The following is a 12,976-nucleotide window of genomic DNA, read 5'->3' as shown; positions in this document are numbered from 1 at the left end:
AGATCGGGTGGCGCGAGGTGCGTCAGAACCGTTATAGCACTGAGTGTCGAAAGGATGCCATGACCCCTTCGCCCGGTCGGCCGCGGACGATCTCCCCGGATGCCGTCTCGCTCGTCGCCCTGCGCCTCTTCGACGAGAAGGGCTTCGATGCGGTGTCGATGGACGACATCGCGCGCGAAGCCGATGTGAGTCGGCGCTCCCTGTTCCGGCTGTTCCCGAGCAAGCAATCACTCGTGTGGGGCGGCCTCGATGAATTCGTCGCGCGCTTCCGCGCCGCCCTGCTCACCGACGGCGACGATGCGCTCACAGCGCTGCGGTCGGCCTACGTGACCGCGTCGGTCTTCCCTGACGACCAGATCGAGGTGACGCGGCGGAGGCTTCGCGTCATCCATGCCACCGCGGCGCTCGATCTTCGCTCCGACCCGCGTCTGACCGCGCTCACGGACGACATCCACCGATTCCTTGCTTCACGTGACCCGGAGGCCGGAGAACTCGCCGCCGTCGTCCGGGCGCACGCACTCGCCGCCGTCGCCAGTTCCGCGCTCACCTGGTGGGCCGAGCACGACGAGGGGCGGCCCGAGGATGTGCTGGCGCGGGCATTCGCCGTCGGCGGCGCCGTGTGAGGGCGCGGGCGCCGCTCAGGGGGTGAGCAGCTCGAACTCGTCGGGCGCCGCCGAGCCGACATCGCTCCACTCGCCGTCGTGCCACGTGAAGATCGCCACCGCCGACGTGACCATCCGCACGTCGCGCTCGGCGAGCCGGGAGACGAGTTCGCTCATGCCCGGGTCGTGGGCGACGACCATGACCTCGCGGGCACCGCTCATCCGTGCGGCCTCCAAGAGGGTGTCGGGTTCGGCCAGGTAGAGCTCGGGCCGCTCGCTCACCTCGACCTCGAACTCCTCCGCGAAGGCCTCTGCCGTGCTGCGGGCCCGCACCGCAGTGCTGGAGAGCAGAGCCTCCGGTCGGACACCGCGGCGGAGGACCGACCGTGCCATGGCCGGGGCATCACGGCGCCCCCGGTCATTGAGCGGGCGGTCGTGGTCGTCCAGCCCTTCGTCGGCCCAGTCCGATTTGGCGTGCCGGGCCAGGATCAATTGGATCATCGTCTCTCCGCTTCGCTGCCACTGAGGAGTCGGACGCGGAGCGCGCACGAGCGCGGAGGTACAGCCGGCATCCGAGATGAGGATATCGACGTGGAGCCCGCGGGATGAGGGCTGGCGCCGACGGCGTGTCCCGTGCGATGAGGGGCGTCAGTGGCCGACGTACACCCACGCCCGGATGCCGCTGGCCAGCAGCACCGAGACGCGGCGGTACAGCGATACCTCGTACTCGTCCGCGGCATCCAGCTCCTCAGGGGTGAGGGAGAGCACGCGGCCGAACACCCGATCGCGTGGATCGTCGGTCCGGCGGAGGATCGGGTGCGAGTCCGACCCCGAGAGCTGGGCGACGCGGTCGTCGTCGATCGCGACCCACTCGAGTCGGAACCCGGGCAGCACGTCGGCCTCCCCCGAGAGGAGCCGGCCGAAGGTGTCCAACTGCACCTCGGGCAGCTGGAGAGTGCCGTACACGAAGAGGGACTCCGCCCCCGAACCGAAGCTCACGCGCTCAGGGTACCCATGCGGCTGCGTCGATGGCAGCAGGTTTCTCTCCGCGTCGCGGCGTCAGGAGCCCCAGGCGAGATGCGCGATCGTGAAGATGGCGAGGCCGGCGAGGGCACCTACGATCGTGCCGTTGAGTCGGATGTACTGCAGGTCACGGCCCACCATGAGCTCGATCTTCTCGGTCGTCTCGGCCGCATCCCAGCGCTCGACGGTGTCGGTGATGATCGACGCGATGTCGTGGCGATAGCGCTCGACCAGGAAGACCGCGGCGTCGGTGACCCAGCCGTCGACACGGCGCTGCAGAGATTCCTCGTTCTGCAGCCGCACGCCGACGTCGGCGAGAGCCGCCGCGGCCCGACGACGCAGCGCGCTGTCGGGCTCGGCGAGGGAACGCAGGAGACCGGTCTTGGCGGTGTTCCACGCGTCGGCGGCGAGTCCGCGGACGCGGGGGCTGTCGAAGATCGAGGCTTTGGCGCCCTCGAGGCGCAGCATCGTGGCCGGATCGTGCTGCAGATTGTCGGCGAGTCGGGCGAGGTACTGATCGATCGCCCCGCGCGCCTGGTGGCGCGGATCGGCGCGCACCGCATCGACGAAGCCCACCGCTTCGCGGTAGACCGTGTCGTCGACGAGCCGGTGCGCGAGGCTCGGCACCCACGAGGGGAGCCGCTGGGAGACGAGCCCCTGGAACATCTCGCGGTTGTTCGCGAGCCACACCGCGATGTTGTCGAGCGCGAGGTCGACCGCACCGTGATGCGCGCCGGCGCCGACGACACGTTCCAGCCATCCGCCGATCGACGGACCCCAATCGGGCTCCAGCAGGTGTTCCCGCGCGAGGTCTTCGATGAGCCCCTGGACGTCGTCGTCGCTGAGGGCGCGCAGGACGCTCGACGCGAGCGTGGCGCCCTCCGCCGCCAGACGTTCGGCGTGCGCGGGGTCGGCGAGCCAGGCGCCCGCCCGCGCAGCGAGCGGCGTCGCCTCGAGCTTGGTGCGGACGACGTCGCCCTCGAGGAAGTTCGTCTCGACGAACTCGCCGAGCTGCTGGCCGATCTCGTCCTTGCGTCGGGGGATGATCGCGGTGTGCGGGATGGGAAGCCCGAGCGGACGCCGGAACAGCGCGGTCACCGCGAACCAGTCCGCGAGCGCACCGACCATCCCGCCCTCGGCCGCGGCGCGGACGTACTGCAGCCACTCGACGTCGCGCTGGAAGGCGAAGGCCACGCCGAACACGACCGCCATGGCCAGAAGAGCCCCGAGGGCGACCCCCTTCATCCGGCGGAGCGCCCGCCGACGTTCCTGATCGGCCGGGGTCAGCAGCGCCGTCGGTGTGCGCGCCATCAGGCGTCGACCGGCCCGAGCCAGGCCGTCGCCACAGCCGAGTGGGCGGATTCGGGGTCGGACGGATGGAACTGCCCGGCCAGCACGTCGCGGTACAGACGGCTCAGTTCGGTGGTCGCGAAGTACGCCGACCCGCCTCCCACCAGCATGGCGTCGTCGACGACGGCCTTGGCCGCCGTGACGGCTCTGTGCTTGAGCCCCGCGAGCAGCGAGAACCAGCGGGCGCCGTGATCGACGCGCTCGTCGACCTCGTTGCTGAGCGCCGCGATCTGCGGGGGCAGCGCGTCGTAGGCGAGAGCCATGTCGGCGATGCGCCAGCGGATGTCGGGGTCGGCCGCGTAGCTCGCCCCCGTCTTCTTCGACCGTCGTGCCCGGGCGGTGTCCACCGCGAGGTCGAGCGCGCGGCGGGCGATCCCCGTGTACACGGAGGCCAGGAGGATCTCGAACACCGCGAAGATGCCGAAGACGAGCGGGTCGGGCTGCGGGCCCGGATCGAGGCGGCGCACGACGCGATCGGCCGGGGCGTGGGCGCCCCGCAGCTCGGTGGTGCGGCTCTGCGTGCCGCGCATGCCCATCGTGTTCCAGTCGTCGCGCGCGACGATGCTGTCGTCGCGGTCGAGGAACGCGAACACCATCTTCGGTGCGTCGGGGGAGGTCGTGTCCAGTCCGTGCACGCCCAGGTGGTCCCAGACGGGGGAGAGGGAGGTGAAGATCTTTGTGCCGGTGAAGCGGTAGCCGCCTTCCCCGTCGGGCGCGGCGTCCGTGTCGCTGCCGAACAGCACGAGGTCGTTGCCGGCCTCGCTGATGCCGAACGCGAAGACCTCGCCCACCGCGGCTCCCCGCAGCACGAAATCGAGATCGTCGAGTCCCCGGTCGCGCAGCACCTTCGCGACGCCGGTCCAGACCAGGTGCATGTTCACCGCGAGCGCGGTGGCCGGGGCGGCGCCCGCGAGCCGCTGCTGCAGCACCGCGGCCTCGGCGAGCGACAGTCCCGCCCCACCGAACTCCACGGGCGCCAGGATGCCGAGGTACCCGGCGGCGCGAAGGTCGTCGAGGTCGTCGTGCGGGAACGTGTTCTCGCGATCGTGCACCGGTGCGCGTTCGCGCAGCCGGGCGATCAGGTCGTCGGCGAGGAACCGAGCGGGGTCGAACGCGGAGGCCATGGCATCCATTCTGGTCCTCCGATCCGACATCGCGGCGGCGGGCGTCAGCCGAGTGCCGCCCGCAGGGCGGCGACGGTCTCGTCCGGGCGATCGCGGTGCGGGGAGTGCCCGGCGCCGGAGACGATGGACATCGACACGACGGGGTTCCGGCGCACCTCGTCGGCCAGCGCTCCCGTGAAGATCGAGTACACGGCGGGGTCGGCGCCGATCACGTGCGTCGGGACGGAGAGGGCGGCCGCCGCCGGCCGGACGTCCCACGTCGGGTTCTGCAGGCTCGTCTGCTCGACCGCCCACCGGCTCGCGCGCTGCGTCGCCCGGGCCTTGAGCTCGACGTCGATCGGATGCCAGTGGGGGTGCTCCGCCCGCACGGCGGTCACGGTCGGATCGGCGAACGACTGCTCCTGGCTCGCGCGAACCGTCTCGCGGTCGTGGTCGGCGAGGAGGATCGCCGGGTCGATGAGCACCAACCGACGCGTCCACGCCGGGTCGCCCGCGGCGGCGAGGGTCGCTGCGGCGCCGCCGAGCGAATGGCCGACCACGGCGTCCCACGCACCGCCCCGGTCGGGACGCGTCGCGGCCAGATCCGCCCCGTACGCCGCGAGCGTGTAGTCGAGGGTGCGGGGCGCGTCTCCGTGACCGCGCAGGTCGACGGCGACGGCATGCCATCCCGCGTCGGCGAGGGCCGTTCCGAACCGCCACATGAGTGCGCCGTCGGATCCGAGCCCGTGAGCGAGCAGGACGGCGGGCCGGTCGACATCGCCCCACGAGAGGCGGGGCAGGGTCACGGGAGCAGGCATGGCATCCATTCTGTCGGGTCGGCGACCGCGGCCCCGCCCGGGCCTTGCGCCCCCAGAATGGATGCCATGATCTCGACCGAGATGGCCCTGGCCCTGCGCGAAGCCGGATTGGTCTGGCATCCGCGCTCGGGTGACCGGTTCCAGCTGAACGAGCCGGAGTTCGAGGCGGACGTCTTCACCGTGAGCGAGATGACGGTGGAGCCGCGCGAGTACCCGACGGGGCGGATCCTGGCCTTCAACGGAACCACCGAGTGGGCGCTGGACTCGGTGGCGACCGAGGACGCGCTGTGGCTGCCGTCCGAGGCGCAGCTGCGGGAGATGCTGCGGTCGTCGTTCCGGTCGCTGCGTCGGCTGTCCGACACGCACGAGGTGGAGATCTCGGTCGGCGGCGCGACGCTCGTCTTCGATCACCCCGAACCCGCCGACGCGTATGCGCTCGCGGTGCTGGAGCTGCTGCGGCGGTTGCGCTGACGGGCCCTCGCCGTCCGGGCTCGCGGGCGTGCCGGCGGGCGGAGCGGACGTGCTGCCCGGTGCGCGGGCCGTGCGTCAGGTGATCGTGTGCACCGGTTCGGTGTCGGGGATCGGGCTCGCGTCGCGGTGGCGCAGGTCGGGGAAGCCGCGGACGAACAGCACCGACACGAGCAGCCCCGCGGCGGCGAACCCGGCGGCGGCGATGTAGGCGCCCTGCGGACCGGCGCCGTCGACGAGGAAACCGGCCACGGCGGAACCCGCCGCCGCGCCGATGAGCTGTCCTGTTCCGATCCAGCCGTAGGCCTCGGCGGTCTCGCTGAAGCGCACGCTGGCCGAGGTCATGGCGAACATCACGGCCAGGGCCGGGGCGATGCCCGCGCCCGCGACGAGCAGCGTCGCGCCGAGCCACCACGCGTTCAGCGACACGATCGTCAGGGTGAGGCCGACCGTGACGATCGCGAAACGCCGGGCCATCGCCCAGCGGCCGATCGGGATGTGGCCGAAGGACAGGCCGCCTGCGAGGCTGCCGACCGCGAACACCGCCAGGATGAGGCCCGCCTCGAGTCCGCCGTGGTTGAAGGTCGCGACGACGCCGGCCTCGACCGCCGCGCACGCGCCGACCAGCAGGAAACCGGTCGCCGTGGCGAGGATCACCGGCGGTTTGCGCAGGACGGTCCCGAGGGCGCGTCGGCTGCGCGGGATGCGGACGCGACCCACCTCGGGGCTGAGGATGAACCACGTGCCGCCGCCGAGCAGGATCACCACGATGAGCAGCAGCGCCGGCACGGTTCCCACCTGGGTGCCGACGAGGGTGATCACCACGGGGGCGAGCACCCAGATGATCTCCTGCAGTGACGCGTCGAGCGAGTACAGCGGCGTCAGCTGCGACGAGGGCACCATCTTGGGGTAGATGGTGCGCACGGCCGACTGCACCGGGGGAGTGGAGAGGCCGCCGACCAGGCCGAGCGCCATGTACACCGGCAGCGGCACGACCAGCAGGGCGATCGCCGCGATCGCCGCCGCGCAGAGGATGAGCGTGACGGAGAGGACGCGGCGCATGCCCCACCGGCCCATCCACCGGCTCGTGACGGGGCCTGCGACCGCCTGGCCCACGCTCGTCGCGGCGAGGACCAGACCCGCGGCGCCGTAGGAGCCGGTGATGTGCTCGATGTGCAGGAGCACCGCGAGGCTGATCATGCCGTTGGGGAATCGAGCCGTCAGCTGCGCGGCGATGATGCGCCCCACGCCCGGGGTTCTGAGGAGTACGCGGTAGCCGGCCACTGCACCACGGTACCGGGTGCCTCCGACACGACGGCCGGCGCCGTGGGTGCGCCCCGCCGCGACACGCCGCGACACGCCGAGGGGCGATATCCACCCCCTGTGCGATGTCGGAACCCCCGTCTAGCGTCCGAACTGTGGATGGATGCCGGAAGGAGGCGCGAGATCCGCGGAACGACGGGCCTCGACGAGGTCGAGATCCGTGCGTTCCCTGTGGATGAAATCGTGGACAACCTGTGTTGTACATGGGGAGAGCGGTGGAAAATCACATCCGTGTAACTACTACCCCTTGTGGTTCCCCCCGATGTCCGTCCCCATATGTAGTATTGAGCTCCCGGCCCGCCCTGAGCGGCCGGACGAAGATTTCCAGGGGAGAGAGAGAACGAGAATGGCGATCACCGTCTACACCAAGCCTTCCTGCGTCCAGTGCAACGCGACCTACCGCGCACTCGACTCGAAGGGCATCGAGTACAACGTGCTCGACGTCACCGAGGACCCCGCGGCCCTCGAGCAGGTCAAGTCCCTGGGCTACCTGCAGGCCCCCGTCGTCATCACCGACGAGGACCACTGGTCGGGCTTCCGCCCCGACAAGATCGACGAGCTGGCTTCGCGCCTGGCCTGATCCGGACGGGCTCAGAGGGTTCTCATGAGCGCTGTCCTGTCGGAGACCGAGGCTCCGCTGCTCGTCTACTTCTCGAGCGTGTCGGGCAACACCGCACGTTTCATCGAGAAGCTCGGCAAGCGGGCCGTACGCATCCCCCTGCGACCGACGGACCCACCGCTCCACGTCGACGAACCCTACGTCCTGGTCACCCCCACCTACGGAGGGGGCGTCGGCCGCGGTGTCGAGAAGGGCGCCGTCCCCAAGCAGGTCATCCGCTTCCTCAACGAGGAGCGCAACCGACGCCACATCCGCGGGGTCATCTCCGCGGGCAACACCAATTTCGGCGACGCCTTCTGCCTCGCCGGAGACATCATCAGCCGCAAGTGTTCCGTGCCGCACTTGTATCGCATCGAAGTATTCGGCACACCAGAAGACGTCGAGCGCGTCACCGAAGGATTGGAACTGTGGTGGAAGTAGGGCTGAGCGACGTGGACTTCAAGACCGAGGCGCGTTTCGAGGGGCTGGATTACCACGCCCTGAACGCGATGCTGAACCTGTACGACGCCGACGGGAAGATCCAGTTCGACGCCGACAAGCGCGCCGCGCGGGAGTACTTCCTGCAGCACGTCAACCAGAACACCGTCTTCTTCCACTCCCTCAAGGAGCGTCTCGACTACCTGGTCGAGAAGGAGTACTACGAGCCCACCGTGCTCGCGAAGTACTCGATGGAGTTCATCCAGGAGCTCAACGACCGCGCGTACGGCGCGAAGTTCCGCTTCGAGACCTTCCTCGGTGCGTTCAAGTACTACACGAGCTACACGCTGAAGACCTTCGACGGCAAGCGGTACCTCGAGCGCTTCGAGGACCGTGTCGTCATGACCGCCCTCGCGCTCGCCGACGGCGACCAGCGCCTCGCGGTGCAGCTCGTCGACGAGATCATCTCGGGTCGCTTCCAGCCCGCGACCCCGACGTTCCTCAACGCCGGCAAGGCGCAGCGCGGCGAGCTCGTCTCCTGCTTCCTGCTGCGCATCGAAGACAACATGGAGTCGATCGCCCGCGGCATCAACTCCGCCCTCCAGCTGTCCAAGCGCGGCGGTGGCGTCGCCCTGCTGCTGTCGAACATCCGTGAGGCGGGCGCGCCGATCAAGCAGATCGAGAACCAGTCCTCCGGCATCATCCCCGTGATGAAGCTCCTGGAAGACAGCTTCAGTTACGCCAACCAGCTCGGCGCGCGTCAGGGCGCCGGTGCGGTGTACCTCAACGCGCACCACCCCGACATCCTGCGGTTCCTCGACACGAAGCGCGAGAACGCCGACGAGAAGATCCGCATCAAGACGCTGTCGCTGGGTGTCGTCATCCCCGACGTCACGTTCGAGCTGGCCAAGAACGGCGAGGACATGTACCTCTTCTCGCCGTACGACGTCGAGAAGGTCTACGGCAAGCCGTTCGGCGACATCTCGGTCACCGAGAAGTACCGCGAGATGGTCGACGACCCGCGCATCAAGAAGACGAAGATCAACGCGCGCGAGTTCTTCCAGACCCTCGCCGAGATCCAGTTCGAGTCTGGCTACCCGTACATCATGTTCGAGGACACGGTGAACAAGGCCAACCCGATCGCCGGACGCATCAACATGTCGAACCTGTGCTCGGAGATCCTGCAGGTCAACACCCCCACGACCTACAACGAAGACCTGTCGTACGACACCATCGGCAAGGACATCAGCTGCAACCTCGGCTCGATGAACATCGCCCTGGCGATGGACGGCGGCGACCTGGGCCTCACGGTCGAGACGGCCATCCGCGCCCTCACCGCCGTCAGCGTGCAGAGCCACATCGCCTCGGTGCGCTCGATCGAAGACGGCAACGACCGCTCGCACGCGATCGGCCTCGGGCAGATGAACCTGCACGGTTACCTCGCTCGCGAGCACGTCCACTACGGCTCCGAAGAGGGCATCGACTTCACGAACATCTACTTCTACACGGTGCTGTTCCACGCGCTGCGGGCCTCGAACCGTCTCGCGATCGAGCGCGGCACGGCCTTCGACGGCTTCGAGAACTCCACCTACGCGTCGGGCGAGTTCTTCGACAAGTACACCGATCAGGTCTGGGAGCCGCAGACGGTCAAGACCAAGGAGCTCTTCGCCGGCGTGCAGATCCCGACGCAGGACGACTGGCGCGAGCTGAAGGCATCCGTCCAGCAGTACGGCATCTACAACCAGAACCTGCAGGCCGTGCCGCCGACCGGCTCGATCTCGTACATCAACAACTCGACGAGCTCGATCCACCCGATCGCGTCGAAGATCGAGATCCGCAAGGAGGGCAAGCTCGGTCGCGTGTACTACCCGGCGCCGTTCATGACGAACGAGAACCTGGAGTACTACCAGGACGCCTACGAGATCGGCTACGAGAAGGTCATCGACACGTACGCCGCCGCCACGCAGCACGTGGACCAGGGCCTGTCGCTGACGCTGTTCTTCAAGGACACCGTCACCACCCGCGACATCAACAAGGCCCAGATCTACGCGTGGAAGAAGGGCATCAAGACGATCTACTACATCCGCCTCCGTCAGCTGGCGCTCGAGGGCACCGACATGACCGAGTGCGTCTCGTGCATGCTCTGATCCGCTGATCACGATTTCTTATTGAGGACACCATGGCTGAGAAGCTGCAGTTGCTGAACCACGTTCAGGCGATCAACTGGAACCGCATCCAGGACGACAAGGACCTCGAGGTCTGGAACCGTCTCGTCAACAACTTCTGGCTGCCCGAAAAGGTGCCGCTGTCGAACGACATCCAGTCGTGGAACACGCTGACCCCCGACGAGCAGACGCTGACGATGCGCGTGTTCACGGGCCTGACCCTGCTCGACACGATCCAGGGCACGGTCGGTGCGGTCTCGCTCATCCCCGACGCGATCACGCCCCACGAGGAGGCGGTGTACACCAACATCGCGTTCATGGAGTCGGTGCACGCGAAGAGCTACTCGTCGATCTTCTCGACGCTGTGCTCGACGAAAGAGATCGACGAGGCGTTCCGCTGGTCGACCGAGAATGAGTTCCTTCAGAAGAAGGCGCACATCGTCATGGACTACTACCGTGGCGACGACCCGCTCAAGCGCAAGGTCGCCTCCACGCTGCTGGAGTCGTTCCTGTTCTACTCGGGCTTCTACCTGCCGATGCACTGGTCGAGCCGCGCCAAGCTCACCAACACGGCCGACCTGATCCGCCTCATCATCCGCGACGAGGCCGTGCACGGGTACTACATCGGATACAAGTTCCAGCGCGGTCTGGAGCAGGTCGACCAGGCCCGCCGCGATGAGATCAAGGACTACACGTTCTCGCTGCTGTACGAGCTGTACGACAACGAGGTGCACTACACCCAGAGCCTGTACGACTCGGTGGGCCTCAGCGAGGACGTGAAGAAGTTCCTCCACTACAACGCCAACAAGGCGCTGATGAACCTCGGCTACGAGGCGATGTTCCCGGCGTCGGTGACGAACGTGAACCCGGCGATCCTGTCGGCCCTGTCGCCGAACGCCGACGAGAACCACGACTTCTTCAGCGGCTCGGGTTCGTCGTACGTCATCGGCAAGGCCGAGGCGACGGAAGACGACGACTGGGACTTCTGATCCGGTTGTGACGAGGGGCCCCGCGCGAGTGATCGCGTGGGGCCCCTTCGTCATGCACATGTTCAGGTCAGATCGACCGTCTCCGAATCGGCGTTCGCTTTCACCGACGCGATGCCGTTGTGTGCCGACGCTTTCGACTCGTAGGCCTCGCTCACGGCGATGACCTGTCCGTTCGCGGCCTTGAGGCGGAAGCGGAACTTCCCCGCCTTGTCGCTGTAGAGCTCGTACTTGCCTGCCATGGTTCCTCCCCCGTTGGAGTTCCTGTGAACGAGGACATCATGACGCTCGAAGTAACGGCATGCAACGGTCAGCTCAGCCCGGCCACACCCGCCCCTCGAGCCGCCCGATCAGCACCTCGACGGCGGAGCCCTCCATGCCGCGCACCCACCGCTGCGTCGACGAGCCGCGCGACGACACGGTGCGCCCCCGCTCCCCACCGGTGAGCCGCACCTCCACCTGACCCGACGCGACGCTCACGCCGCGCAGCACGCCCGCCGCGACCATCGCGGCCAGCGGGTCGTGCAGAGCGCAGCGGCGGTCGGGGAAGACGCGGCCTTCGTAGAAGTCGAGGTACGCCGGCAGCATCGCGGCCAGCGCCTGCGGGACGGCGCCCGGGATCGCTTCGAGGCGCACGAGGTCGGTGGCATCCAGGGTCTGCGTCATCGTGACGTCGAGGGGGACGAGGGTGGTGTCCCAGTCCTGCGCGAAGACGACCGCGGCCGATTCGGGGTCGTTGTGGATGTTCGCCTCCGCCCACGCGGTCACGTTGCCCGAGTGGCCGAACGCGCCGCCCATGACGACGAGCCGCTCGAACGCGGCGACGCCGGGCGTCTCGGCGTACGCGGCGAGGTTGGTCAGAGGCCCCAGGGCCAGGACGGTGAGATCCGGATGCCGTGCCGCGAGGTGATCGATGAGCTCGACGGCGGCGCGGGTATCGGGGGAGCGGCCGGCCGCGGCCCACGCGATGCCGCCGACGCCGTCGTCGCCGTGGACGTGCGGCGCGCCGCCCGCGTAGTCGCGTCCGCGGAAGTGGTGCGCGCCCACGGCGACCGGGATGTCGTGGACATCTGCGAGCTCGAACAGCGTCAGGGTGTTGGCGGCGCCGCGGGCGGCATCCGTGTTCCCCGAGAACGTCGTGACGCCCACGATCTCCACCGCGGGCTCGGCCAGCAGATACGCGAGGGCGAGGGCATCGTCGATGCCGGTGTCGCAGTCGACGAGGATCGGGCGCCGGCTCACGCGGACACCCCGTACGTGTCGAGTGCCTGCAGGGCGGGTTGCGACGCGTCATCCGCGACGGCGGCGGCGCCGACGGCGCACGCGCGCGCAAGAGCCACCTCGTGCAGGTCGCCGCGCAGCAGACCCACGACCAGCGCCGCGCAGAACGCGTCGCCCGCGCCGACGGTGTTGCGGACGGTCGTCGCGACGCCGGGTGCCGAGGCGACGGGCTCACCGTGCCGGTACAGCCGCGCCCCCTCGGCTCCCAGCGTCACGCACAGCAGGGGAGCGTCGTGCACCTCGGGGAGCTGGGCGTGCTCCGTCTCGTTCACGATGACGAGGTCGGCGCGCTCGAGCACCCCGGCGGGGAGCGGGCGCGCGGGGGCGGCGTTGAGGGCGAAGAACCCGGCGGTCTCCGCGGCGGCGGAGATCACGGCATCCGAGACCTCCAACTGCGCGAGCACCGCGGCACCCGGCTCGATCCCCAGCGCGCCGGCGTCGATCGCGGCGTTCGCCCCGGCGCACACGACGATCGAGTTCTCGCCCGTGGCATCCACGACGATCAGGGCGGTGCCGGTGGCCGCCGCGGAGGTCTGGACGGTCGTCGCGTCGACACCGACCGATGCCAGCTGCTCGCGGACACCGCGTCCGTCGAGGTCGTCGCCCACGGCACCGACCATCCGCACTCGGGCGCCGAGGCGCGCGGCCGCGACGGCCTGGTTCGCGCCCTTGCCGCCGGGGCCGCGCTGCAGCACCCCGTCGGCGACGGTCTCGCCGGGGCCGGGTGCGCGCTCCACGCGAGCGGTGAGGTCGACGTTGATCGCGCCGACGACGGTCAGGGCGACGGGGGTGGGTCCCGGCATCCGGGGTCTCCTTCGGGT

The 12,976-nt window shown here is 69.1% G+C and carries 15 protein-coding genes; 6 read left to right on the top strand and 9 right to left on the bottom strand.

Annotated elements, in window-relative coordinates:
* Positions 1-59 precede the first annotated feature (59 nt).
* On the top strand, positions 60-623 hold the full coding sequence (locus BGO45_RS04250) for a TetR family transcriptional regulator (protein WP_292691222.1): 564 nt from the start codon (positions 60-62) through the stop codon (positions 621-623).
* A 15-nt stretch (positions 624-638) separates the two neighbouring features.
* Here the strand turns inward: BGO45_RS04250 and BGO45_RS04245 are convergent, their stop codons facing one another.
* The 5 genes from BGO45_RS04245 to BGO45_RS04225 form a co-directional block, all read right to left on the bottom strand.
* Positions 639-1,103 (bottom strand): histidine phosphatase family protein, encoded by a 465-nt coding sequence (locus tag BGO45_RS04245; RefSeq protein WP_292691221.1) that lies wholly within the window; start codon positions 1,101-1,103, stop codon positions 639-641.
* Positions 1,104-1,250: 147 nt separating this feature from the next.
* Positions 1,251-1,601, bottom strand: a complete 351-nt coding sequence (locus BGO45_RS04240) for a gamma-glutamylcyclotransferase family protein (protein WP_076493995.1) — start codon at positions 1,599-1,601, stop codon at positions 1,251-1,253.
* A 60-nt stretch (positions 1,602-1,661) separates the two neighbouring features.
* Entirely contained in the window at positions 1,662-2,936 is a 1,275-nt protein-coding gene (locus BGO45_RS04235; protein WP_292691218.1) for a DUF445 domain-containing protein, read from the bottom strand.
* A complete protein-coding gene (locus BGO45_RS04230) occupies positions 2,936-4,099 on the bottom strand; it encodes an acyl-CoA dehydrogenase family protein (protein ID WP_292691216.1) in 1,164 nt (387 codons plus the stop codon). Before BGO45_RS04230 ends, BGO45_RS04235 begins: the two co-directional genes overlap by 1 nt.
* A gap of 44 nt (positions 4,100-4,143) precedes the next feature.
* Positions 4,144-4,896, bottom strand: a complete 753-nt coding sequence (locus BGO45_RS04225) for an alpha/beta hydrolase (protein ID WP_292691214.1) — start codon at positions 4,894-4,896, stop codon at positions 4,144-4,146.
* A gap of 66 nt (positions 4,897-4,962) precedes the next feature.
* Between BGO45_RS04225 and BGO45_RS04220 the strand changes: the two genes are divergently transcribed.
* Positions 4,963-5,367, top strand: a complete 405-nt coding sequence (locus tag BGO45_RS04220; protein ID WP_292691212.1) for a pilus assembly protein CpaE — start codon at positions 4,963-4,965, stop codon at positions 5,365-5,367.
* A gap of 75 nt (positions 5,368-5,442) precedes the next feature.
* Here the strand turns inward: BGO45_RS04220 and BGO45_RS04215 are convergent, their stop codons facing one another.
* Positions 5,443-6,648, bottom strand: coding sequence for an MFS transporter (locus tag BGO45_RS04215; RefSeq protein ID WP_292691210.1), 1,206 nt, complete (start codon positions 6,646-6,648; stop codon positions 5,443-5,445).
* 385 nt (positions 6,649-7,033) lie between these two features.
* On the opposite strand from BGO45_RS04215, the gene nrdH reads away from it, so the two are divergent.
* From nrdH to nrdF, 4 genes are read left to right on the top strand one after another with little or no spacing between them, the layout of a single operon-like run.
* The gene (gene nrdH / locus BGO45_RS04210) at positions 7,034-7,267 is read left to right on the top strand and encodes a glutaredoxin-like protein NrdH (protein ID WP_022878810.1); all 234 of its coding nucleotides are present in this window, start codon (positions 7,034-7,036) and stop codon (positions 7,265-7,267) included.
* Between the two features lie 24 nt (positions 7,268-7,291).
* Complete coding sequence (nrdI, locus tag BGO45_RS04205; RefSeq protein ID WP_076493987.1) at positions 7,292-7,726, top strand: class Ib ribonucleoside-diphosphate reductase assembly flavoprotein NrdI; 435 nt, start codon at positions 7,292-7,294, stop codon at positions 7,724-7,726.
* Complete coding sequence (gene nrdE / locus BGO45_RS04200) at positions 7,714-9,870, top strand: class 1b ribonucleoside-diphosphate reductase subunit alpha (RefSeq protein ID WP_292691203.1); 2,157 nt, start codon at positions 7,714-7,716, stop codon at positions 9,868-9,870. Before nrdI ends, nrdE begins: the two co-directional genes overlap by 13 nt.
* Positions 9,871-9,902: 32 nt before the next feature.
* Complete coding sequence (nrdF, locus tag BGO45_RS04195; RefSeq protein ID WP_076493984.1) at positions 9,903-10,877, top strand: class 1b ribonucleoside-diphosphate reductase subunit beta; 975 nt, start codon at positions 9,903-9,905, stop codon at positions 10,875-10,877.
* A gap of 62 nt (positions 10,878-10,939) precedes the next feature.
* Here the strand turns inward: nrdF and BGO45_RS04190 are convergent, their stop codons facing one another.
* The 3 genes from BGO45_RS04190 to BGO45_RS04180 form a co-directional block, all read right to left on the bottom strand.
* Positions 10,940-11,116, bottom strand: coding sequence for a DUF1508 domain-containing protein (locus tag BGO45_RS04190; RefSeq protein WP_076493979.1), 177 nt, complete (start codon positions 11,114-11,116; stop codon positions 10,940-10,942).
* Positions 11,117-11,189: 73 nt separating this feature from the next.
* Positions 11,190-12,116, bottom strand: a complete 927-nt coding sequence (locus tag BGO45_RS04185) for a nucleoside hydrolase (protein ID WP_292691184.1) — start codon at positions 12,114-12,116, stop codon at positions 11,190-11,192.
* Complete coding sequence (locus BGO45_RS04180; protein WP_292691183.1) at positions 12,113-12,958, bottom strand: ribokinase; 846 nt, start codon at positions 12,956-12,958, stop codon at positions 12,113-12,115. The genes BGO45_RS04185 and BGO45_RS04180 overlap by 4 nt, the downstream gene beginning before the upstream one ends.
* Between the last annotated feature and the right edge of the window lie 18 nt (positions 12,959-12,976).

This window comes from Microbacterium sp. 71-36 (assembly GCF_001898305.1).
GTDB lineage: Bacteria > Actinomycetota > Actinomycetes > Actinomycetales > Microbacteriaceae > Microbacterium.
This window is presented reverse-complemented; position numbering and strand designations above follow the sequence as displayed.